The 22,805-nt window shown below is 70.5% G+C and carries 16 protein-coding genes; 7 read left to right on the forward strand and 9 right to left on the reverse strand.

Going from position 1 to position 22,805, the window contains the following annotated elements; all coding sequences use genetic code 11:
* Positions 1-12 precede the first annotated feature (12 nt).
* Positions 13-684 carry a response regulator transcription factor gene (locus AB0G17_RS03500; protein ID WP_053723497.1) on the forward strand — a complete coding sequence of 224 codons (672 nt, stop codon included), beginning with the start codon at positions 13-15 and terminating at the stop codon, positions 682-684.
* Between the two features lie 179 nt (positions 685-863).
* On the opposite strand, the gene AB0G17_RS03505 is transcribed toward AB0G17_RS03500, so the two are convergent.
* From AB0G17_RS03505 to metH, 4 genes are all read right to left on the reverse strand, one after another.
* Positions 864-2,450 carry an ABC transporter substrate-binding protein gene (locus AB0G17_RS03505; RefSeq protein WP_361375024.1) on the reverse strand — a complete coding sequence of 529 codons (1,587 nt, stop codon included), beginning with the start codon at positions 2,448-2,450 and terminating at the stop codon, positions 864-866.
* A 112-nt stretch (positions 2,451-2,562) separates the two neighbouring features.
* Positions 2,563-4,164: an ABC transporter substrate-binding protein gene (locus tag AB0G17_RS03510; RefSeq protein WP_361375026.1), complete on the reverse strand. Its 1,602-nt coding sequence runs from the start codon at positions 4,162-4,164 to the stop codon at positions 2,563-2,565.
* A gap of 517 nt (positions 4,165-4,681) precedes the next feature.
* Positions 4,682-5,383 carry an HAD family phosphatase gene (locus AB0G17_RS03515; RefSeq protein ID WP_361375028.1) on the reverse strand — a complete coding sequence of 234 codons (702 nt, stop codon included), beginning with the start codon at positions 5,381-5,383 and terminating at the stop codon, positions 4,682-4,684.
* Positions 5,384-5,524: 141 nt separating this feature from the next.
* Positions 5,525-9,037, reverse strand: coding sequence for a methionine synthase (gene metH / locus AB0G17_RS03520; protein ID WP_361375030.1), 3,513 nt, complete (start codon positions 9,035-9,037; stop codon positions 5,525-5,527).
* A 280-nt stretch (positions 9,038-9,317) separates the two neighbouring features.
* Between metH and AB0G17_RS03525 the strand changes: the two genes are divergently transcribed.
* The 5 genes from AB0G17_RS03525 (at position 9,318) to AB0G17_RS03545 (ending at position 15,279) form a co-directional block, all read left to right on the forward strand.
* The gene (locus AB0G17_RS03525; RefSeq protein WP_361375032.1) at positions 9,318-10,082 is read left to right on the forward strand and encodes an IclR family transcriptional regulator; all 765 of its coding nucleotides are present in this window, start codon (positions 9,318-9,320) and stop codon (positions 10,080-10,082) included.
* Between the two features lie 368 nt (positions 10,083-10,450).
* On the forward strand, positions 10,451-11,251 hold the full coding sequence (locus tag AB0G17_RS03530; protein ID WP_361375034.1) for an MIP/aquaporin family protein: 801 nt from the start codon (positions 10,451-10,453) through the stop codon (positions 11,249-11,251).
* 50 nt (positions 11,252-11,301) lie between these two features.
* Positions 11,302-12,843, forward strand: coding sequence for a glycerol kinase GlpK (gene glpK / locus AB0G17_RS03535; protein ID WP_361375036.1), 1,542 nt, complete (start codon positions 11,302-11,304; stop codon positions 12,841-12,843).
* Positions 12,844-12,849: 6 nt separating this feature from the next.
* Positions 12,850-14,460, forward strand: a complete 1,611-nt coding sequence (locus AB0G17_RS03540) for a glycerol-3-phosphate dehydrogenase/oxidase (protein ID WP_283144223.1) — start codon at positions 12,850-12,852, stop codon at positions 14,458-14,460.
* Between the two features lie 147 nt (positions 14,461-14,607).
* On the forward strand, positions 14,608-15,279 hold the full coding sequence (locus AB0G17_RS03545) for a FadR/GntR family transcriptional regulator (protein ID WP_361375039.1): 672 nt from the start codon (positions 14,608-14,610) through the stop codon (positions 15,277-15,279).
* Positions 15,280-15,451: 172 nt separating this feature from the next.
* Here AB0G17_RS03545 and AB0G17_RS03550 read toward each other — a convergent pair whose 3' ends face one another.
* From AB0G17_RS03550 to AB0G17_RS03570, 5 genes are read right to left on the reverse strand one after another with little or no spacing between them, the layout of a single operon-like run.
* The gene (locus AB0G17_RS03550) at positions 15,452-16,480 is read right to left on the reverse strand and encodes an ABC transporter permease (protein ID WP_361375041.1); all 1,029 of its coding nucleotides are present in this window, start codon (positions 16,478-16,480) and stop codon (positions 15,452-15,454) included.
* Positions 16,477-17,976, reverse strand: a complete 1,500-nt coding sequence (locus AB0G17_RS03555) for a sugar ABC transporter ATP-binding protein (protein ID WP_361375043.1) — start codon at positions 17,974-17,976, stop codon at positions 16,477-16,479. Before AB0G17_RS03555 ends, AB0G17_RS03550 begins: the two co-directional genes overlap by 4 nt.
* A 2-nt stretch (positions 17,977-17,978) precedes the next feature.
* Complete coding sequence (locus tag AB0G17_RS03560) at positions 17,979-19,016, reverse strand: sugar ABC transporter substrate-binding protein (protein ID WP_361375045.1); 1,038 nt, start codon at positions 19,014-19,016, stop codon at positions 17,979-17,981.
* A 25-nt stretch (positions 19,017-19,041) separates the two neighbouring features.
* A complete protein-coding gene (locus AB0G17_RS03565) occupies positions 19,042-19,848 on the reverse strand; it encodes an SDR family oxidoreductase (protein ID WP_361375047.1) in 807 nt (268 codons plus the stop codon).
* Positions 19,845-21,170 carry an enolase C-terminal domain-like protein gene (locus tag AB0G17_RS03570; RefSeq protein ID WP_361375049.1) on the reverse strand — a complete coding sequence of 442 codons (1,326 nt, stop codon included), beginning with the start codon at positions 21,168-21,170 and terminating at the stop codon, positions 19,845-19,847. The genes AB0G17_RS03565 and AB0G17_RS03570 overlap by 4 nt, the downstream gene beginning before the upstream one ends.
* 327 nt (positions 21,171-21,497) lie before the next feature.
* Here AB0G17_RS03570 and AB0G17_RS03575 point away from each other — a divergent pair, with 327 nt between their 5' ends.
* Entirely contained in the window at positions 21,498-22,496 is a 999-nt protein-coding gene (locus tag AB0G17_RS03575) for a PAC2 family protein (RefSeq protein ID WP_361375051.1), read from the forward strand.
* Positions 22,497-22,805: the final 309 nt, after the last annotated feature.

Here is a 22,805-nt window from a genome sequence, read left to right on the forward strand (position 1 = left end):
TGAGGAGTTCCCGTGGCGATCCGCGTCCTACTGGTCGACGACCAGCCGCTGCTGCGCACCGGTTTCCGGATGATCCTGGAAGCCGAGCAGGACATCGCGGTGGTGGGCGAGGCCGGCGACGGTCTCCAGGCCCTCGACCAGGTGCGGGCGCTCCAGCCCGATGTGGTGCTGATGGACATCCGGATGCCCCGGATGGACGGTGTGGAGGCGACCCGGCAGATCAGCGGCCCGGGCAAGGACGGCCCGGCGAAGGTGCTGGTGCTGACCACGTTCGACCTCGACGAGTACGTGGTGGAGGCGCTGAAGGCGGGGGCCAGCGGCTTCCTGCTGAAGGACGCGCCCGCCAATGAGCTGGTGCAGGCGATCCGGGTGGTCGCGGCGGGCGAGGCGATGCTCGCCCCGTCGATCACCCGCCGACTGCTCGACAAGTACGCGGACCACCTGCCCTCGGGCGAGGAGCCGGTCCCGGACACGCTGCACACGCTGACCGACCGCGAGGTCGAGGTCCTGAAGCTGGTGGCGCGCGGGCTCTCCAACGCGGAGATCGCCGCGGATCTGTTCGTCAGCGAGACGACGGTGAAGACGCACGTCGGCCATGTGCTGACGAAGCTGGGGCTGCGCGACCGGGTCCAGGCGGCGGTGTACGCGTACGAGAGCGGGCTGGTGCGGCCCGGAGCGCAGTAGCCGGAGCGCGGTGAGAGGGGCCGGGCCCGCGACCCTCGGCCTGCGCCCCGTACCCCGGTCGTGGGGCTCCGCCCCGGGCCCCGGGCCCAGGGCTCAGGGCCCCGGGCCTCAAGCGCCGCACGGGCTGGATCTCCGCGGCGCCGGGCGGGCTGGATCTCCGCCCGCCCGGCGCCCGGCCGTCATGCCTTGCTGATCTCCCAGAACCGGAACACCGTCGACGGGTCCAGGGTCCACTCCAGGCCCGCCACACCCTCACGGGCCACCGCGTACTGCTTGCCCTGCCACAGCGGCAGGATCGGCAGGTCGGTGGCGACCAGGTCCTGGAGGCGGCTGAATTCGGCCTCGGTGGCCGAGCGCTCCTCCGTGGCGGCCGTCGACGGGATGATCTCGTCTGTGATCGCCTTGTTGACGTAGTGGTTGGCCAGGACGTTGCCCTTGCCGAAGAACGGCGAGGTGAAGTTGTCCGGGTCCGGGTAGTCGGGGATCCAGCCCTTCACGTACACGCCGTACTTGCCGGCCTCGATGTCCCTCTCGTACTGCTTGATCTCGACGGACTTCACGTCGGCGTCGAACAGCCCGCTCGCGTTGAGCTGCTTGGCGATGGCTCGCATCTCGTCGTCGGTGCCGGGGCCGAAGCGGATGGGCGTGGACCACAGGGTGAGCTTCACCTTGCCGGTGAGGCCCGCCTTGTGCAGGACCTGCTTGGCCTTCGCGGGCTGCGGGCTGCCGCCGTACATGTCGAACAGCGAGGTGCTGTGGGCGGTGATGCCGGAGGGGACGATCGAATACAGCGGCGTCGCGGTCGACTTGTAGACGTCGCGCACCAGCGCCTCGCGGTCGACGAGGTAGGCGATGGCCTTGCGGACGGCGGGCTTGCCGGCGACCGGGTCGTTCATGTTGAAGACCAGGTGCTGGACCTCGGCGCCGGTGCCCTCGACGACCTTGACGCCCTTCTTGTCGGCCACGCTGGCGGCCTGGAGGTCGGCGATGTCCTTGGCGGTGAGGCCTCGGTAGGCGAGGTCGATGTCGCCGTCGCGCAGCGCCTGGGCCAGCTCCTTCTGCTTGCCGTGGAAGAGCTTCATGGTCATGCCGGAGTTCTTGACCTTGGCGCTGCCCTGGTAGCTGGAGTTGACGGAGAAGCTCACCTGCTTGTCGCCGAACGCGTCGAGCTTGTAGACGCCCGAGCCGACCGCCTTGCCGTCGGTGCGCAGCTTGTTCGCCGCGTACGTCTCCTGGTCGACGATCGAGCCGGCGCCGGAGGCGATCTTGCTGGGGAAGGTGGCGTCCGGCACCTTGAGGTGGAAGACGACGGTCTGCGCGTCCGGGGTGTCGATCTTGCCCAGGGTGGAGAGCAGCGGCGCGGGCCCGTTGGCGTCGTTGATGCGCAGCACCCGCTCGAACGAGAACTTGACGTCCTCGGAGGTCAGCGCATGGCCGTTGGAGAACTTCAGGCCGGAGCGCAGGGTGCAGCGGAAGACCTGGGAGCCGCCCTTGTCGAAGGAGCAGCGCTCGGCCGCCTCGGGCTGCGGGGTGGAGCTTCCCTTGGGGAAGCTGAGCAGCGACTGGAAGACGTTGTTGAACAGCAGCCAGGAGCCCGGGTCGTAGCCGGAGGCCGGGTCGGTGGCCAGGATGTCGTCCGACATCCCCATGACCACCGACGCGCCGCTCCCGGAGGAGGATCCGTCCTCCGAGCCGCAGCCGCTGAGGAGACCGGCTGCCAGTCCCGCGGCGAGCGGGGCAGTCAGCCATCGGTTCCGTATCTTCACGTGCAAGTGCCTCACAGTCTTTGCTCGGCCGCGCCCGGCGGGGCTCACCCCGCGGGACGCGGCCTCACTGAAATTGCTTGCCGGCACGTGAAAATCGCGGCCGGGTCCTGCGTTACTTCACACCGCGTCCCAGCTCCCAGAGCTGGAGGTCGGCGGAGGAGTTGAGCGCCCACTCGGTGCCCGTGATCTCGCTGCGGGCGGCGACGTACTGCTTGCCCTGCCACAGCGGGAGTACGGGGACGTCGTTGGCGACGATGTCCTGGATCTTCTCGAACGGCTTGGAGGCCTGGTTGCGGTCGGCCGCCACGCGGGACTCCGGGATCAGGGTGTTGCGCACCTCGAGGTTGGAGTACGGCGAGTTGAGGAAGTTGTCGCGGCCGAGGAACGGTGCGACGTAGTTGTCCGGGTCCGGGAAGTCGGGGAACCAGCCGAGGCCGTAGACGGCGTACTCGCCGGCCTTCTGGGCCGGGCGGTACTTGGGCCAGTCGGTCGCCTTGAGCGTGGTGGCGAACAGGCCGGTGGCGTTCAGCTGGTCCCGCAGGATCGAGAACTCCTTGGCGGTGCCCGGGCCGTAGTGGTCGCTCGTGTAGTTGAGCGTCAGCTTGACCGGGGTGGAGACCCCGGCGGCCTTCAGGATGCCCGCGGCCTTCTGCTTGCTGGGCTCGCCGTACTTGTTGAAGAACGAGTTGGTGTGCCCGGCGATCGAGGTCGGAATGAGCGAGTAGAGCGGCTCGGCGGTCGCCCCGTACACCTTGGAGGCCAGCGCGCCGCGGTCCACGACGGCGGCCATCGCCTGGCGGACGGCCTTGTTCTTCACCGACGGGTCGTTGGTGTTGAAGCCCAGGTAGCGGATTTCCAGGCCGGGCATCTCGACCAGGTTGACGTTCTTCGGCGGGGTGACCGAGTACTTCTGGATCTGCTCCGGCGACATGGAGCGCGTCATCATGTCGATCTTGCCGGACTCGAGCTCGGCGCCCATGGAGTCGGCGTCGGCGAACGAGCGCAGCTCGATCTTGTCGTTGTTGACCTTCAAGTCCCCCTTGTAGTTGGGGTTCTTGCTGAAGACGGCCTTGACGACCTTGTCGCCCTTGTATTCGGCCTTGAGGGTGTACGGGCCGGAGCCGTCGACCTCGAAGCCGTCGCGCAGCTTCTTCGGCTGGTACTTGTCCTTCTGCACGATCGCGGCGGCGGGCGTCGCGAGCTTGTACGGGAAGGTGGCGTCCGGGGTCTTCAGATGGAAGATGATCTCGTCGTCGCCCTTGGTCTCCATCGTGTCGATGTTCTCGAGGAGCGCGACGGGACCGTTGCCGTCCTTGATGTTCAGGACGCGCTGGATGGAGTAGTGGACGTCGGCCGCGGTCAGCTTGGAGCCGTCGGCGAACTTCATGTCGCTGCGCAGCTTGCAGCGGTAGCTCTCGTTCTCCTTGTCGGTGAACGAGCAGCTGGAGGCCGCGTCCGGGACCGGCTGACCGCCGCCGCGCGGGACGTGGACCAGCATCTGGACGGTCTGGCGCAGCACGTTCCAGGCGCCGGTGTCGTACGCGTAGGCCGGGTCGAAGGGAGCGGGCGCGTCCTTGGTGACCACGAACTGGTCCGTGGTGCCCACGACGATGGCCTTGCCGCCGTCGCCCCCACTTCCCGCGCCGCCACATGCGGCGAGTACGGGGGCGAGCAGGCCCACTACGGCCGGCAGCACCAAAGTCTTGCGGTTCATCCTGGACGTTCTCCCTATGTGTCCGGCACTGGGGTACAGCGGTGTACGGAAGACTCCGCCGCGGCCGCCCGGTCGGGGCGGGGAGGCGATCGGGCCGGTACGTACGATCGGACCTGCGCGCCCGGCGGCTTGGTGGGTGCCGGGGCAGTTGAGGGTGCGGCGAAGTTCTCGCGACGAGATTAGTGGGCTTGCCGGTAAAGCCCGTACTGGGCCTGCTCCATTCACACGCCACGCGGTGGCCGGAAATAGCGGCCCGCCGATATCGCGGCGGCGGAATCTTTCGTGCAGGAGATCACCAAACAGGACAGAAGGGCACCTCCGGAGTGCCCGGAGGTGCCCTTGACAGGGGTCACTGACGGCAGATCAGGTGACGAACGTCACCCACGTGACGCGCTTTGGCTCATCGTGAATTCAACTGCCGAGATGGCCGCCCGGGGCCTCTTGCGAGGTCACGGATAATGCACGGCCGGATGCGATGAGTTTGCGCCGCATTCAGGTGGCACGCTGTGTGAACGGATCAGTTCATCCGCGTGATCAGGGTCCGCAGAAAAGCCAGGTCGACCTGTTCGAGGGAATCCACGACGACCCGGCCCGCGGCGGCCGCGATGGGCGCGACGGACGGCACCGCCACCACCCGGCAGCCGGCCGCCTCGGCGGCCGCCACGCCGGTCGCGGTGTCCTCGACGACCGCGCATCTGGTGGGGTCCGCGCCGAGCCCGGCGGCGGCGAACAGATACGGCTCGGGGTGCGGCTTGGTGCGGCCGACCTCGTCCCCGGCGACGGTGAGCGCGAAGTGGCGCGCGCCCACCGAGTGCAGGACCCGGTCGATGATGCGCCGGTGGGAGGCCGAGACCAGGGCGGTCGGCACCGAGTGCTCGGCGAGCTCGCCGAGGAGGCGGGCGGCTCCCGGCATCAGCGGGACCCCGCGGCTGATGCGCGCCTCGAAGCGGTCGTTGAGCAGCACCGTGAGCTCGGGGACGGTGATGTCGGCGCCGGTGGCCTCGATGAGGAACCCGGCGCTGCGGGTCATGGGCCCGCCCACCACGACATCGCGCCAGCGCTCGTCGAGCGGATGGCCGAGGGCGGCGAAGACCTCCACCTCCGCGTCCCACCAGAACCCCTCGGTGTCGACCAGGGTGCCGTCCATGTCGAGGAAGACGGCTTCGAGCGCGGAGCCTTCGGCCGTACCGGTTACGGGCGCGGGAACCGTGGTGGTCATCCGGGCACACCTCCTGAAGGGACGAGAAGGCCGGTTCCCAGGGTGGGAACCGGCCTGCACTGGACCGACAAGTGTACGTCCGGGTGCGGCGGAACGCTCGTGGGTTTCCCGGCGGCCCGCTCGCAGCCGGCCGGAGCCCCGCTATCGGGCGTTGAAGTACTTCGCCTCCGGGTGGTGGATCACGATGGCGTCCGTGGACTGCTCGGGGTGGAGCTGGAACTCCTCGGAGAGGTGGACGCCGATCCGCTCGGGCTGCAGCAGCTCGGCGATCTTGGCGCGGTCCTCCAGGTCGGGGCAGGCCCCGTAGCCGAGCGAGAAGCGCGCGCCGCGGTACTTGAGCGCGAACATGTCCTCCACGTCGGACGGGTCCTCCCCGGCGAAGCCCAGCTCGCTGCGCACGCGCGCGTGCCAGTACTCGGCCAGAGCCTCGGCCAACTGCACGGACAGGCCATGCAGTTCGAGGTAGTCGCGGTAGGAGTTGGCCTCGAAGAGCTCGGCCGTGGCCTCGCCGATCTTCGAGCCGACCGTGACCACCTGGAGCCCGACCACGTCGGTCTCGCCGGACTCCTCCGGGCGGAAGAAGTCCGCCAGGCACAGCCGGCGGCCGCGGCGCTGGCGCGGGAAGGTGAAGCGGGTGCGCTCCGAGCCGTCCTCGTTCAGGATGATCAGGTCGTCGCCCTTGGAGACGCACGGGAAGTAGCCGTGGACCACGGCCGCCTCCAGCAGGTTCCTGGTGTGCAGCTGCTCCAGCCAGCCGCGCAGCCGCGGGCGGCCCTCGCTCTCCACCAGCTCCTCGTAGCTCGGCCCGTCGCCCGCCCGGTTCTGCTTGAGGCCCCACTGCCCCTTGAAGAGGGCGCCCTCATCGAGCCAGGAGGCGTACTCCTTGAGGCCGATGCCCTTGATCACCCGGGTGCCCCAGAACGGCGGCTCGGGGATCGGGTTGTCGACGGCCACGTCCGAGCGGACCGAGCCCTCGGGCTCCTCCGCCTCGGGCAGGGCCGCCGCGCGCTTGGGCACCCGGCGCTGCTTGAGCTCGGGCAGGGTCGCGCCGGGCACCCCGCGCTTGACCGCGACGAGCGCGTCCATCAGGCGCAGGCCCTCGAACGCGTCGCGGGCGTAGCGGACTTCGCCCTCGTAGATCTCGTGCAGGTCCTGCTCGACGTACGCGCGCGTGAGGGCCGCGCCGCCCAGGATCACCGGGTAGTCGGCGGCCATCTTGCGCTGGTTGAGCTCCTCCAGGTTCTCCTTCATGATCACGGTCGACTTCACCAGGAGGCCGGACATGCCGATGACGTCCGCCCTGTGCTCCTCGGCGGCCTCCAGGATCGCGGAGACGGGCTGCTTGATGCCGAGGTTGACGACGTTGTAGCCGTTGTTGGAGAGGATGATGTCGACGAGGTTCTTGCCGATGTCGTGGACGTCGCCGCGCACGGTGGCGAGCACGATGGTGCCCTTGCCCTCCGCGTCGGACTTCTCCATGTGCGGCTCCAGATGGGCCACGGCCGTCTTCATGACCTCGGCGGACTGCAGGACGAACGGCAGCTGCATCTGGCCGGAGCCGAAGAGCTCACCGACGACCTTCATGCCCTCCAGGAGGGTGTCGTTGACGATGTCGAGGGCGGGGCGGGTCTGGAGTGCCTCGTCGAGGTCGGTGTCCAGGCCGTTCTTCTCGCCGTCGATGATCCGGCGCTTGAGGCGCTCCTCCAGCGGCAGGGCGAGGAGCTCCTCGGCCTTGCCCGCCTTCATCGACTTGGTGCTGACACCCTCGAAGAGCTCCATGAGCCTCTGGAGCGGGTCGTACCCCTCGGCGCGCCGGTCGTAGATCAGGTCGAGCGCGACCTTGACCTGCTCCTCCTCCAGGCGCGCGATCGGCAGGATCTTGGAGGCGTGCACGATCGCGGAGTCCAGGCCCGCCTTGACACACTCGTCGAGGAAGACGGAGTTCAGCACGACCCGGGCGGCCGGGTTGAGGCCGAAGGAGATGTTGGACAGGCCCAGCGTGGTCTGGACGTCCGGGCGGCGGCGCTTGAGCTCGCGGATCGCCTCGATGGTGGCGATGCCGTCCTTGCGGGACTCCTCCTGGCCGGTGCAGATGGTGAAGGTCAGCGCGTCGATGAGGATGTCGGACTCGCGCACGCCCCAGTTGCCGGTGAGGTCGTCGATGAGCCGCTCGGCGATGGCGACCTTGTTCTCGACGGTACGGGCCTGGCCCTCCTCGTCGATGGTCAGCGCGATCAGCGCCGCGCCGTGCTCCACGGCCAGCTCGGTGACCTTGGCGAACCGCGACTCGGGCCCGTCGCCGTCCTCGTAGTTGACGGAGTTGATGACCGCGCGCCCGCCGAGCTTCTCCAGACCGGCCTTCAGGACGTCGACCTCGGTGGAGTCGAGGACGATCGGCAGGGTGGAGGCGGTGGCGAAGCGGCCGGCCAGCTCCTCCATGTCGGCGACGCCGTCGCGGCCCACGTAGTCGACGCAGAGGTCGAGCATGTGGGCGCCCTCGCGGATCTGGTCGCGGGCCATCTCCACGCAGTCGTCCCAGCGGCCCTCCAGCATGGCCTCGCGGAACTTCTTGGATCCGTTGGCGTTGGTGCGCTCGCCGATCGCCATGTACGAGGTGTCCTGGCGGAACGGCACGCTCTGGTAGAGCGAGGCGGCGCCCGGCTCGGGGCGCGGGTGGCGCTCGGTGGGGGCGACGCCCCGGACCCGCTCGACGACCTGGCGCAGGTGCTCGGGCGTGGTGCCGCAGCAGCCGCCGACCAGGGAGAGGCCGTACTCGCGCACGAACGTCTGCTGGGCGTCGGCGAGCTCCGGCGCGGAGAGCGGATAGTGCGCGCCGTCCTTGCCGAGGACGGGCAGTCCGGCGTTGGGCATGCAGGACAGCGGCACCCGGGAGTTGCGGGCGAGGTAGCGCAGGTGCTCGCTCATCTCGGCGGGGCCGGTGGCGCAGTTGAGGCCGATCATGTCGATGCCGAGCGGCTCAAGAGCGGTGAGCGCGGCGCCGATCTCGGAGCCGAGCAGCATGGTGCCGGTGGTCTCGACGGTGACCGAGCAGATGATCGGCACCCGGTAGCCGGCCACGTCCAGGGCGCGCTGGGCGCCGAGGATGGCGGCCTTGGTCTGGAGCAGGTCCTGCGTGGTCTCCACCAGGAGCGCGTCGGCACCGCCCGCGAGCATGCCCTCGGCGTTCTGCTGGTAGGCGTCGCGCAGCGTGGTGTACGGGGCGTGGCCGAGGGTGGGCAGCTTGGTGCCGGGGCCCATGGAGCCGAGCACCCAGCGCTGCTGTCCGGTGGAGGCGGTGAACTCGTCGGCCACCTCGCGGGCGATCCGGGCGCCCGCCTCGGACAGCTCGTACACCCGCTCGGGGATGTCGTACTCACCGAGGGCCGAGAAGTTCGCGCCGAAGGTGTTGGTCTCGACGCAGTCGACGCCGACCGCGAAGTACTCCTGGTGCACCGAGCGCACGATGTCGGGCCGGGTGATGTTGAGGATCTCGTTGCAGCCCTCGAGGTCCTGGAAGTCCTCCAGGGTCGGGTCCTGGGCCTGGAGCATGGTGCCCATGGCTCCGTCGGCCACCACCACGCGGGTGGCGAGCGCTTCGCGGAGCGCGTCGGCGCGGGTCCGGCTGTCAGCGGAAGGGGTAGGCAACGAGGCCATGGATGTGCTCCCTGGAGTGCGACGGCTGTCGGCTTTGCGGCGTCCTCGGGGAGGCCGCACCCGGTCAGGGTAACCGGGAGCGGGCCGCGTGGGCACTGGTGTCCCACGGGGCGGACTGAGCGGGGGGCCGCCCGGGTGACCACCGGGTGGCTCTGGTGCGTCTGTCATCTGAACTGGCCGGATGGCGGCGGGGTGCGTCCATCACGGTGACACGGGGTCGACAACGGCCGATACTGTTCAGCATTGTCGAACTCAACGTTCCGAAGTGGGAGGAAGCGCGATGGCGCGGAACATCCAGTCGCTCGAAAGGGCGGCCGCCATGCTGCGGCTGCTCGCGGGCGGCGAGCGGCGGCTCGGCCTGTCCGAGGTGGCCTCCGCGCTCGGCCTGGCCAAGGGCACCGCGCACGGCATCCTGCGCACCCTCCAGGCGGAGGGGTTCGTCGAGCAGGACCCGGCCTCCGGCCGCTACCAGCTCGGCGCGGAGCTGCTGCGCCTGGGCAACAGCTATCTGGACGTCCACGAGCTGCGGGCGCGCGCCCTGGTGTGGACGGACGACCTGGCCCGCTCCAGCGGCGAGAGCGTGTACGTGGGCGTCCTGCACCAGCAGGGCGTGCTGATCATGCACCACGTCTTCCGGCCCGACGACAGCCGCCAGGTCCTTGAGGTCGGGGCGATGCAGCCGCTGCACTCCACCGCGCTCGGCAAGGTCCTCTCGGCCTTCGACCCGGTGGCGCACAACGAGGCGGTGGACGGCGAGCGCACCACGTTCACGCCCCGCACGGTGACCGACGCCACCGGCTTCGAGGAGGTGCTCGAGCTGGCCCGGGCGCGCGGCTGGGCCAGCGACATGGAGGAGACCTGGGACGGGGTGGCCTCGGTGGCCGCGCCCATCTTCGACCGGCGGCGGATGCCGGTGGGCGCGGTCGGGGTGACCGGCGCCGTGGAGCGCGTCTGCAAGGAGGGCGAGATCCGCTCCGAGCTGGTGGCGGCGGTGCGCGACTGCGCCCGCTCGGTCTCGCGCGATCTGGGCGCCGGCCGCTTCTGATCCGGTCGCGGGCCCGTCATGGCCCGCTCCTCGGCCCCTCGTGGCCCCGCCGCCCGCCCTCTGCGCGGGCCTGACCAGCCACTTCCCGGCCCGTTCTGATCGTTTCCGATGCTGGCCGGAAGTTTTCGATCAATATGGCCGGAACATACCTGCTGGTAACGATCGGGATACCGGCCACAGAACCCTTGACGTCGACTTAACGCCGGAGCAACACTGCCGTTCATCGGTCGGCATTGTCGAACACCTAACGGCAATACGAGTTAGAGTGTGACAACGCCAAGGGCCGCCAAGCCCTCGACGTGAGGGCGCGGACCACCGGAGTTACCCGGGGTTCGCCTTCCCCTGGACGAAGGACAAAGGAGTCGCGGGTGTCCAGCTCCGACATCTTCACCGGCGAGATCATTGGTACCGCCGTACTCATCCTGCTCGGCGGTGGCGTGTGCGCCGCCGTCACTCTGAAGAGCTCCAAGGCACGCAACGCGGGCTGGCTCGCCATCACCTTCGGGTGGGGCTTCGCGGTGCTCACCGGCGCTTACATCTCCGCCCCGCTCTCGGGTGCGCACCTCAACCCGGCGGTGACGCTCGGCCTCGCCATCGAGGGCGGCACCGAGTGGAGCGACGTGCCCACCTACCTCGCGGGGCAGCTGCTCGGCGCGATGATCGGCGCCACGCTGGTCTGGCTGGCCTACTACGGCCAGTTCCAGGCGCACCTCACGGACCCGGAGATCGTCGGCAAGCCCGTCGACGAGGCCGCCAAGCCGATCGAGGGTCCGCACAACGGTGCCGCCAAGGCGGGCCCGGTGCTCGGGATCTTCTCCACCGGACCCGAGATCCGCAACGCCATACAGAACCTCACCACCGAGATCATCGGTACGGCCGTGCTGGTCCTGGCGATCCTCACGCAGGGCCTCAACGGCGACGGCAAGGGCCTCGGCGTCATCGGTGTCCTGATCACCTCCCTGGTCGTCGTCGGCCTCGGCCTCTCGCTCGGCGGCCCCACGGGCTACGCCATCAACCCGTTCCGCGACCTGGGTCCGCGCATCGTGCACTCGCTGCTGCCGCTGCCCAACAAGGGCGGTTCGGACTGGGCCTACGCCTGGGTGCCGGTCGTCGGCCCGCTGGCCGGTGCCGCCCTCGCGGGCGGTCTGTACAACCTCGCCTTCGCCTGAGCCGTTGAGCCTTTGAGCCGCAGAGACCTTCAGACCTCCAGGAGAACCCCGTGAGCGACACCCACACCACCGCCTCGCACGGCCACGGCCCGTTCATCGCGGCCATCGACCAGGGCACCACGTCGTCCCGCTGCATCGTCTTCGACAAGGACGGCCGGATCGTCTCGGTCGACCAGAAGGAACACGAGCAGATCTTCCCGAAGCCGGGCTGGGTCGAGCACGACGCCGCCGAGATCTGGACCAACGTCCAGGAAGTCGTGGCGGGCGCCATCGACAAGGCGGGCATCACCGCCGCCGACGTCAAGGCGATCGGCATCACCAACCAGCGCGAGACCACGCTGCTGTGGGACAAGAACACCGGCGAGCCCGTGCACAACGCGCTCGTGTGGCAGGACACCCGCACTGACGCGCTCTGCAAGGAGCTCGGCCGCAACGTCGGCCAGGACCGCTTCCGCCGCGAGACGGGCCTGCCCCTCGCGTCGTACTTCGCCGGTCCCAAGGTCCGCTGGCTGCTCGACAACGTCGAGGGCCTGCGCGAGCGCGCCGAGCGCGGCGACATCCTCTTCGGCACCATGGACTCCTGGGTCATCTGGAACCTGACCGGCGGTGTCGACGGCGGTGTGCACGTCACGGACGTCACCAACGCCTCGCGCACGCTGCTCATGAACCTCCACGAGATGGCCTGGGACGAGAAGATCCTCCAGTCCATGGGCATCCCGGCGGCCGTGCTGCCCGAGATCCGCTCCTCCGCCGAGGTGTACGGGCACGCCAAGGGCGGCGTCCTGGACGGCATCCCGGTCGCCTCCGCGCTCGGCGACCAGCAGGCGGCCCTGTTCGGCCAGACCTGCTTCTCGGAGGGCGAGGCCAAGTCCACGTACGGCACCGGCACCTTCATGCTGATGAACACCGGTGACAAGCCCGTCAACTCCTACAACGGCCTGCTGACCACCGTCGGCTACCAGATCGGCGACCAGAAGCCGGTCTACGCCCTCGAGGGCTCGATCGCCGTCACCGGCTCGCTCGTCCAGTGGATGCGCGACCAGATGGGCATGATCAAGACCGCGGCCGAGATCGAGACGCTCGCGTCGAGCGTCGAGGACAACGGCGGCGCGTACTTCGTGCCGGCCTTCTCCGGTCTCTTCGCCCCGTACTGGCGCTCCGACGCCCGCGGTGTGATCGCCGGTCTCACCCGGTACGTCACCAAGGCGCACATCGCGCGCGCCGTCCTCGAGGCCACCGCCTGGCAGACCCGCGAGATCACCGACGCCATGACCAAGGACTCCGGCGTCGAGCTGACCGCGCTCAAGGTCGACGGCGGCATGACCTCCAACAACCTGCTGATGCAGACCCTCTCGGACTTCCTGGACGCGCCGGTGGTGCGTCCGATGGTCGCCGAGACCACCTGCCTCGGCGCCGCCTACGCCGCCGGTCTGGCCGTCGGCTTCTGGCCGGACACCGACGCGCTGCGCGCCAACTGGCGCCGGGCGGCGGAATGGACCCCTCGCATGGACGCCGACCAGCGTGACAGCGAGTACAAGAACTGGCTCAAGGCCGTTGAGCGGACCATGGGCTGGATCGAGGACGAGGAGTAATTCGACATGACCACCCTGCAGAGCGTCCCTGCCCTGGGGACGCACCCGGCCTCCGGCTCCACCCAGAGCCGCGCCGAAACTCGGGAGCAGCTTTCCAAGGCGACGTACGACCTCCTGGTGATCGGCGGCGGCATCCTGGGCATCTCCACCGCCTGGCACGCCGCGCAGTCCGGGCTGCGGGTGGCCCTGGTGGACGCCGGCGACTTCGCCGGCGCCACCTCCTCGGCCTCCTCCAAGCTCCTTCACGGCGGTCTGCGCTACCTGCAGACCGGCGCGGTGAAGCTGGTGGCCGAGAACCACTTCGAGCGGCGTGCGGTGTCCCGTCAGGTGGCACCGCACCTCGCCAACCCGCTCACCTTCTACCTGCCCGTCTACAAGGGCGGCCCGCACGGCGCGGCCAAGCTCGGCGCGGGCGTCTTCGCCTACTCGGCGCTGTCCGCCTTCGGTGACGGCGTCGGCCACCTGCTCTCCCCCTCCAAGGCCGCGCAGGACGTGCCGGAGCTGCGCACGGACAACCTGAAGGCCGTGGCCGTGTACGGCGACGACCAGATGAACGACGCGCGCATGGCGCTGATGACGGTCCGCGCCGCCGTGGACGCGGGCGCCGCGGTGCTCAACCACGCCGAGGTCACCGGGCTGCGCTTCACCAAGGGCCGGGTCACCGGTGCCGATCTGCGCGACCGGCTCTCCGGCGACGAGTTCGGCGTCAACGCCCGTCTGGTGCTCAACGCGACCGGCCCGTGGGTGGACCACCTGCGCAAGATGGAGGACCCGGACGCGGCCCCCTCCATCCGGCTGTCCAAGGGCGCGCACCTGGTCCTCAAGCGCACCTCCCCCTGGAAGGCCGCGCTGGCGACGCCGATCGACAAGTACCGCATCACCTTCGCCCTGCCGTGGGAGGACATGCTCCTGCTCGGCACCACGGACGAGGAGTTCGAGGGCGACCCGGCGGACGTCGCGGTCACCGAGAAGGACACCGCCCAGATCCTGGACGAGGCCGCGTTCTCCATCCGCGACCAGCAGCTGTCGCGCGATCTGATCACGTACTCCTTCGCGGGTCTGCGTGTCCTTCCGGGCGGTCCCGGCGACACCTCCAAGGCCAAGCGCGAGACGGTCGTCACCGAGGGCCGCGGCGGCATGCTGTCGGTCGCCGGCGGCAAGTGGACGACCTTCCGCCACATCGGCCGTACGGTGATGAAGAAGCTGGAGCAGCTGCCGGGCCGTCCGCTCGGTGACGATTTCGAGCCCATCTCCGAACTGCCCGGCAAGCTGCCGCTGCCCGGCATAGCCAACCCGCGCGCCGTCGCCCACCGCCTGATGGTGGACGGCCCGGCGCCCGGCCCGCGCATGGCGGCCGACACCGCCAAGCACCTCGCCACGCACTACGGCTCGCTCTCCTTCGACATCGCGCGCCTGGCCAACGAGGACGCGGCGCTGGCCGAGCGGATCCACCCGGACGCGCCGGAGATCTGGGCGCAGGTCGTCTACGCGCGCGACCACGAGTGGGCCGAGACGGCCGACGACGTGCTGCGCCGCCGCACCACGCTGACGATCCGGGGCCTGGCCACGGACGAGATCCGCGGCAAGGTCGACGACCTTCTCGGCAAGAAGAACTGACGTATAGTCAATCCGACCAGTCAGCGCCGGAAGGGGCGGTTCCCACGGGGGGAGCCGCCCCTTTCGGCATACCGGGACGCATGGCCACGCGGGCACGCATAATGGGGTCCGATTCATCGGATGTATATCCCGCAGGGAGGTCGCCCCATGGCAGTCACCGACGAGGCCATCGAGAAGATCAAGGAAATGATCGTCTCCGGTGCGCTGCGCCCCGGCGACCGGCTGCCCAAGGAGAGCGAACTCGCCGCCGAGCTCGGCCTGTCCAGGAACTCGCTGCGCGAGGCGGTCCGCGCGCTCTCCCTGATCCGCATCCTGGACGTGCGCCAGGGCGACGGTACGTACGTCACCAGCCTGGATCCCCAGCTGCTCCTGGAGGCGATGAGCTTCGTCGTGGACTTCCACCGGGACGACACGGTGCTGGAGTTCCTGGCGGTGCGGCGGATCCTGGAGCCGGCGGCGACGGCGATGGCGGCGGCCCGGATCGAGGACGCGGAACTGGACGCGCTGGCGTCCCAGTTGGACGCGCTGGGCCCGGACCCCTCGGTGGAGGAGCTGGTCGCCTGCGACCTGGAGTTCCACCGCGGGATCGTGCAGAGCGCCGGGAACTCGGTGCTCTGCTCCCTCCTGGACAGCCTCTCCGGCCCCACCACCCGGGCCCGGGTGTGGCGCGGCCTGACCCAGGAGGACGCGGTGGCCCGCACCCTCCACGAGCACCGCGCCATCCTCGCCGCCCTGCGCGACCGGGACGCGGAGGCGGCGCGGTCCTGGGCGACGGTCCACATCGCCAGCGTGGAGCAGTGGCTGCGGTCGACGCTGTAGCGGTGCCCGGGGTTTGTCTGCGGGTGGTGCGTGGCTGGTCGCGCAGTTCCCCGCGCCCCTAAAAGCGCCCCTCCGGGGCGCCCAGGGGATTGCCGCGCAGCGGCATTCTTAGGGGCGCGGGGAACTGCGCGAGCAACCCACCACCACCCGCAGACAAACCCCGGGCCCCCACTCAGTCCTGCTTCTCCCCGCTCGCGAAGCGCGAGATCACCAGCGCGACGATGATGATCGCCCCGTTCAGGAACTGGTTCCACAGCGCCGGGACCCCGCCCAGGGTCATGACGTTGACCACCAGTTGCAGCGTCAGCACACCCGTGAGCGCGCCGAACAGCGTGCCCCGGCCGCCCTTCAGGCTGATCCCGCCGATCACCGCCGCCGCGAACACCTGGAAGATCCAGCCGTTGCCCTGGGTGGCGGCCACCGAGCCGTAGTGGCCGGTGTAGAGGATCCCGGCGAACGCGGCGAGCAGGCCGCCGAGCGCCAGGACCGCCCAGGTGATCCGGTCCACCCGGATCCCGGCCGCCCGCGCCGCCTCCGGGTTGCCCCCGATGGCGTACAGCGCCCGCCCGTGCCGCAGCCAGGCGAGCGCGGCGCCGCCGACGGCGAAGAGGGTCAGACAGATCCAGACGGCGGCCGGGACGCCCAGCCAGTCGGTCTTGCCGAGGTAGCGGAACGACTCCGGCACATCGGTGATCGACTTGCCCTCGGTGATGCCGACGTGGAGGCCGCGCAGCATCGTCAGCATGCCGAGGGTGGCGATGAACCCGTTGACGTTCAGCTTCAGCATCAGGAAGCCGTTGACCGCGCCGATCGCCAGGCCCACCAGGAGGCAGAGCGGGATCGCCGTCCAGGTGGGCAGCAGACCGAGCCCCGCGAACCGGCCGCCCTCCGACGGCAGCACCAGCCACATCGCGATCACCGGCGCGATGCCGATGGTGGACTCCAGGGAGAGGTCCATCCGGCCGCAGATCAGGATCAGCGCCTGGCCCAGCACCAGCAGGCTCAGCTCGGAGGACTGCTGGATCACGCTGATCAGGTTGTCCGAGGTGAGGAAGACCGGCGAGACGATGAAGCCGATCACCATCAGCACCAGGATCACCGGGACCAGCGAGAAGTCGCTCCAGCGCACATGCGCGAGCCGCCGCCGCGCGGACGCGCCGCCCGTCGTCCCGGCGGGCGCCGTGGTCACCGTCTCGGTCATGGCCGCTCCCCCACACCTTCCATGGCGGCGACCAGTTCCCGGTCGCTCCATCCGCTGTCGTATTCGGCGACGACCCGCCCGTGGAACAGCGCGAGCACCCGGTCGCACACCCGCAGGTCGTCGAGTTCGTCGGAGACGATCACGGCGGCGTTCCCCTCGTCGGCGACGCGGCGCACCACCGCGAGCAGCGCCTCCTTGGACTTCACGTCGACCCCGGCCGTGGGGCGCACCGCGACCAGCGCCACCGGCCCGCGGGCCAGCGCCCGCGCCACCACGACCTTCTGCTGGTTGCCGCCGGAGAGCCCGGACACCGGCTGCCCGGGCCCCCTGGTCCTGATGTCGAGCGAGTCGATCATCGACTGGGCGAACTCCCTGGTACGGGAGGGCAGTACGGTCCCCCACGGCCCGAGCTGGTCGGTGACGGTGAGCGTGGCGTTCTCCGCGACCGAGCGCTGCGGCACCAGGCCCTGGCGGTGCCGGTCCTCGGGGATGTAGCCGATGCCCGCGTCCAGCGCGTGCGGCACGCTGCCCGGCTTCACCGGCCGCCCGCGCACCGCGATCCGCCCCGCGCTCGCCCGGCGCATCCCGGCCAGCGTCTCGCCGAGCGCTGTGTTCCCGCTGGCGGCGGCCCCGGCGAGGCCCAGCACCTCGCCAGGGCGTACGGCGAGGTCGACCGGCTCGAACGCGCCGTCCAGGGCGAGCCCTTCGGCCGTCAGGACCGGGGCCGCGTCCTCACGCACCGTACGGGCGCCCCGGTGCCGCGAGGCCGTGCCGCCCGCCTCGCCCGTCATCGCCGCCACCAGGTCGTCCTTGGCGAGCTCGGCCACCGGCGCGGTCAGTACGTGGCGGGCGTCGCGGTAGACGGTGACGGCGGTGCACAGCTCGTACACCTCCTGGAGGTGGTGCGAGATGAACAGGAACGCCACCCCCTGGCCCTGGAGCTCGCGCAGCCTGGTGAACAGCCGCTCGATGCCGCGCGCGTCCAGCTGGGCGGTCGGCTCGTCCAGGACGATCAGGCGGGCGCCGAAGGAGAGGGCTCGGGCGATCTCCACGAACTGGCGCTGCTCCACGGTCAGTTCGCGGGCCCGCATGTCCGGGTCGACGTTCACGCCGTACGTGGCGAGCAGGTCCGCCGCGCGGCGCCGCAGCCGTCCCCAGCGGATGGGTCCGCCCTCGAACCGGTTGAGGAAGAGGTTCTCCGCGACGGTGAGGTCCGGGACGACCATGGACCGCTGGTAGACGCACGCCACCGTGGACTGCCAGGCCGCCCGGTCGCCGAAGGCGGGCGCGGGCACCCCGCCGAAGGCCACCGTGCCGGCGTCCTGCCGGTGCAGTCCGGTGACCACGCCGACCAGCGTGGACTTGCCCGCGCCGTTGCGGCCGACGAGCGCGTGGGACTCGCCGGGCCGCACGGTCAGCGCGACCGAGTCGAGCGCCAGGGTCGGCCCGAAGCGCTTGACGATCCCCCGGGCGTCCAGGGCGGGCTCGGCGCTCACGGTCAGCCCTTCTTCTGGAGCTGGTTGGCCCACAGCGCCGGGTCGCCCGCGTTCGCCTTGGTCACCAGGGGTGCCGGGAGCTGGTCCTCGTACCCGCCGGGGATCTTGATGATGGTCGAGCCGTGGTCGGTCGGGCCCTCCTTGAAGGTCTTCCCGTCCAGGGCCGCCTTGGCGTAGTACAGCGCGTACTTGGCGTAGAGGTCGGCGGGCTGGGAGACCGTGGCGTCGATCTTCCCGGCCTTGATGGCGTCGAGCTCGTCGGGGATGCCGTCGTTGGAGACGATGGTGATGTGGCCGGCGGCGCCCGGCGGTTTCAGGAGGTGCTTCTGCTCCAGGAGGGCGAGCGTGGGCTGGAGGAAGGCACCGCCCGCCTGCATGTAGATGCCGTTCAGGTCGGGGTGGGCGGCGAGGGTCGACTGGAGCTTCGCGGAGGCGACGTCGCCCTTCCATTCGGTGGCCAGCTCGAAGACCTGGATGCCGGGGTAGTCCTTGTCCATGCAGGCCTTGAACGCCTGGGAGCGGTCGCGGCCGTTGATGGAGGACAGATCGCCCTGGAACTCGGCGACCTTGCCCTTCCCCTTGAGCTGCTCACCCAGGAACTTGCAGGCCTTCTCGCCGTACGCCTTGTTGTCGGCCCGTACGACCATGTAGACGTCGCCCTTGTCGGGGCGGGTGTCGACGCTGACCACCGGGATCTTCTTGCTGTGCAGGGTCTCCAGGGTGGAGGCGACGGCGCCGGTGTCCTGCGGGGCCATGATCACGGCCTTGGCGCCCCGGTCCATGAAGGCGGTGACGTTGGCGACGAGCTTGCCGATGTCGTTCTGCGAGTTGGTGAGCGGCAGCGCCGAGACCTCGCCCGCCTTGGTGCCCTGCTGGATGTACTGCTGGTAGGAGTTCCAGAAGTCGCTGTCGCTGCGCGGCAGGTCGATGCCGACCTTCTTGTCCCCGGTGCCGCCGCCGGAGTCGCGGTTGCAGCCCGCCAGTGCCCCGGCCGCCAGAAGTACGCAGCAGACGGCGGCAGTTGAGTTACGCACTCTCATCGTGGTGTCCTTCGCGGTTCGCGGCTCAGGTGGTGGGGCGCGGGCGCAGTCCCTGCATGCCGCCGTCGACGGCCAGGGCGGTACCGGTGACGCAGGAGGCGGCCGGGCTCGCCAGATACACGATGGCGGCGGCCACCTCGTCGGCGGTGACCAGGCGGCCCATGGGCTGGCGGGCCCGCAGCGCCGCCCGTTCGGCCTCGGGGTCCTCGGCCCCGGCGAGCAGCCGGGCCACCCACGGGGTGTCCGCCGTGCCGGGGTTGACGCAGTTCACCCGGATGCCCTCGGCCACGTGGTCGGCGGCCATGGCGAGGGTGAGGGAGAGCACGGCACCCTTGGCCGCGCTGTAGAGGGCGCGCTGGGGCAGGCCCGCGGTGGCGGCGATGGAGCAGGTGTGGGTGACGGAGACGTGGCCGGGCCGGTCCCGGGCCGCGCGGCGCAGCTGCGGCAGGGCGTGGCGGGCGACCCGGACCATGCCGAGGACGTTGACGTCCAGGACGCGGTGCCACTCGGCGTCGTCGTTGTCCTCCACGGTGCCGGTGGCGCCGGTTCCGGCGTTGGAGACGAGGGTGTGCAGGGCGCCGAACTCCCGCGCCGCCCGGGCCACCGCCTCCCGTACGCCCGTGTCGTCGGTGACGTCGGCCTCCAGGGCGAGGGTGCCGGGCGGGGCGCCCTTGACGTCCCGGTCGAGTACGGCGACCCGGGCGCCCCGGGCGAGAAGCAGCCCGGCGGTGGCCGCGCCGATCCCGGAGGCGCCGCCGGTGACCAGTGCGGCCATCCCGGTGAAGTCCTGAGGTGCGGCGCCGGGTGCGGTGAACTCCCGCGGGGTACTCATGAGATGACCTCCTGGGCCGGGCGGCGGGCCAGCCACGCCGGTCCGTCGGGGTAGCGGTAGGCGGCGATCGACTCGGGGCGCATCCGGGCCGAGAAGCCCGGCGCGCGGGGTGCGCGGTAGCGGCCGCCCTCGATGACGGCCGGGTCGGTGAAGTGCTCGTGGAGGTGGTCGACGTACTCGATGACGCGGTCCTCGCGGGTGCCGGAGACGGCCACGTAGTCGAACATCGCCAGGTGCTGGACGAGTTCGCACAGGCCGACCCCGCCCGCGTGCGGGCAGACGGGGACGCCGTACTTGGCGGCGAGCAGCAGGATCGCCAGGTTCTCGTTGACGCCGGAGACCCGGGCCGCGTCGATCTGTACGAAGTCGACCGCGCCGGCCTGCAGGAGCTGCTTGAACACGACCCGGTTGGCGACGTGTTCGCCGGTGGCCACCTTCACCGGCTGCCCGGCGCGCACGGCGGCGTGGCCGAGGATGTCGTCGGGGCTGGTGGGCTCCTCGATCCAGTGCGGGGCGTACGGGGCGAGCGCGGCCATCCAGCGCAGCGCGTCCGGCACGTCCCAGCGCTGGTTGGCGTCGACGGCGATGCGGATGCCGGGGCCGACCGCCGCGCGGGCCAGCCGCAGCCGCCGTACGTCGTCGTCGAGGTCGGCGCCGACCTTCAGCTTGATCTGCGCGAAGCCGTCCGCGACCGCCTCCTTGGCGAGCCGGACCAGCTTGGCGTCGTCGTAGCCGAGCCAGCCGGGCGAGGTGGTGTAGGCGGGATAGCCCTCGGCGCGCAGCAGCCGGGCCCGTTCGGCGCGGCCCGGCTCGGCGGCGCGCAGCAGGGCGAGCGCCTCCTGCCGGGTCAGCACGTCCGTGAGGTAGCGGAAGTCGACGAGGGAGACCAGCTCCTCGGGGGTCATCGTGGCCAGGAACTCCCAGACGGGCAGCCCGGCGGCGGTCGCGGCCAGGTCCCAGGCGGCGTTGACGACGGCGCCGGCCGCCATGTGCATGACGCCCTTCTCCGGGCCGAGCCAGCGCAACTGCGAGTCATGGGTGAGGTCGTGGTGCAGGGCCGCGAGATCGGCGGCGCTCCTCGGCGCCGGGCGGCCCACCACGTACGGCCGCAGCGCCTCGATGGCGGCGGCGGTCACCTCGTTGCCCCGGCCGATGGTGAAGACGAAGCCGTGCCCCTCGGTGCCGGCCGGGCCGTCGGTGCGCAGCACCACATAGGCGGCCGAGTAGTCCGGGTCGGGGTTCATCGCGTCCGAGCCGTCGAGCTGCTCCGACGTGGGGAAACGGATGTCGTATACGTCGAACCCGGTGACACTCGGCCTCATGCACGCCCCCCTGTGGCTGAGTCCTGTCTGAAGAACTCTTGCGACGAACTCCTGCTCGAACGTCCGACCTCTCGCGGTCATCCGATGTATTCCGGATGTATAGCGCCGGTCGACCGCCACAGTCCAGGGTCCGGACGGAAATTTCCCACCGGATTCCTCCCACAGCTCGGATGAATCACGGGCACGGTCGTGCTCTGCCCCGGCTGCTGCCTGTTCATGCGGGGATCACTCCGGCGGGGAGCGTGCCGTGCACGGGGGCTGCGGCGGGGTAGTGCTGAAGCCGTAAGGTTGGGGCGTACGCAAGAGAACTTCGGAGGGAGGCACTGGGTGATCGAGCTGGAGGGAGTTCCCGAGCTGGTCGACCCGGTCATGATCGCCGCGTTCGAGGGCTGGAACGACGCGGGCGACTCCGCCTCCTCAGCCGTCGCTCACCTGGAGCGCGAGTGGAAGGGCGAGGTGTTCGCCGCCCTCGACGCGGAGGACTACTACGACTTCCAGGTCAACCGGCCGACCGTGTTCCTGGAGGGCGGGGTCCGCAGGATCACCTGGCCCACCACCCGGCTCTCGGTCGTCCGGGTCGGCGGCGACAAGCCGCGCGATCTGGTCCTGGTGCGCGGGATCGAACCGTCGATGCGCTGGCGCTCGTACTGCAACGAGATCCTCGGCTTCGCGCACGAGCTGGGCGTGGAGATGGTGGTGATCCTGGGCGCGCTGCTCGGCGACACCCCGCACACCCGCCCGGTGCCGGTCAGCGGGGTCACCTCCGACCCGGACCTGGCCCGCACGATGGACCTGGAGGAGACCCGCTACGAGGGTCCGACCGGCATCGTCGGCATCCTCCAGGAGGCGTGCACCCACGCGGGCGTCCCGGCGGTCAGTCTCTGGGCGGCGGTGCCCCACTATGTGTCGCAGCCGCCGAACCCGAAGGCCACGCTCGCTCTGCTGAACCGCCTGGAAGACCTCATCGACCTGCGCATCCCGCTGGGCGAGCTGGCCGAGGACGCCCGGGCGTGGCAGCTCGGGGTCGACCAGCTGGCGGCCGAGGACAGCGAAGTGGCCGAGTACGTCCAGACCCTGGAGGAGGCGCGGGACACCGCGGACCTGCCCGAGGCGTCCGGCGAGGCGATCGCCCGCGAGTTCGAGCGGTACTTGCGGCGCCGCGACGGCGGACCCGGACCGGGGCAGCCGTCCGGCGGACACGCCACGGACGGGGGCGAGTCGACGTCGTATCTGCGCGACACCAGCAGCGGGCGGACCCGGCCGCCCAAGCCCTCGCGGGAGGAGCCGGACGATCCGAGCGAGGGCCCGGAGTCCTCGGAGGACTGAACGCCCCGGCGACCGGACGGATGTGGTGCTGCACCACTTCCGGCCGGATTGCACGGGTTGCCCAACCTCCCTTTGTCCCAAACACAGTTGGCCGTACGGGGTGGACGAGTCGGCGCCGTGATAGCAGGGTGTGCCGAGCAGGGACGCGCGCGAACCTGATCCGACACGGCATCAGATGGGAGCGGGAGCGGCCATGACCGACCAGGCACTCCCGGGCCAGGGCCCCGGAACGGCGGGCCCCGGACCCGATGGAGCTGGATTCACCTACCAGGGCGCCGAACCGGAGCTGATCGTCGTCGCCCGGGCCGA

Origin of the sequence: Streptomyces sp. NPDC023838, assembly GCF_040639555.1 — a bacterium.
Classification (GTDB): Bacteria; Actinomycetota; Actinomycetes; order Streptomycetales; family Streptomycetaceae; genus Streptomyces.

Coding starts and splice junctions, on each gene's coding strand:
- AB0G17_RS03510 (WP_361375026.1), bottom strand. CDS start 4,164: ATGAACCGCAAGACTTTGGTGCTGCCGGCCGTAGTGGGCCTGCTCGCC.
- metH (WP_361375030.1), bottom strand. CDS start 9,037: ATGGCCTCGTTGCCTACCCCTTCCGCTGACAGCCGGACCCGCGCCGAC.
- AB0G17_RS03525 (WP_361375032.1), top strand. CDS start 9,318: ATGGCGCGGAACATCCAGTCGCTCGAAAGGGCGGCCGCCATGCTGCGG.
- AB0G17_RS03570 (WP_361375049.1), bottom strand. CDS start 21,170: ATGAGGCCGAGTGTCACCGGGTTCGACGTATACGACATCCGTTTCCCC.
- AB0G17_RS03565 (WP_361375047.1), bottom strand. CDS start 19,848: ATGAGTACCCCGCGGGAGTTCACCGCACCCGGCGCCGCACCTCAGGAC.
- AB0G17_RS03515 (WP_361375028.1), bottom strand. CDS start 5,383: ATGACCACCACGGTTCCCGCGCCCGTAACCGGTACGGCCGAAGGCTCC.
- AB0G17_RS03540 (WP_283144223.1), top strand. CDS start 12,850: ATGACCACCCTGCAGAGCGTCCCTGCCCTGGGGACGCACCCGGCCTCC.
- AB0G17_RS03550 (WP_361375041.1), bottom strand. CDS start 16,480: ATGACCGAGACGGTGACCACGGCGCCCGCCGGGACGACGGGCGGCGCG.
- AB0G17_RS03560 (WP_361375045.1), bottom strand. CDS start 19,016: ATGAGAGTGCGTAACTCAACTGCCGCCGTCTGCTGCGTACTTCTGGCG.
- AB0G17_RS03545 (WP_361375039.1), top strand. CDS start 14,608: ATGGCAGTCACCGACGAGGCCATCGAGAAGATCAAGGAAATGATCGTC.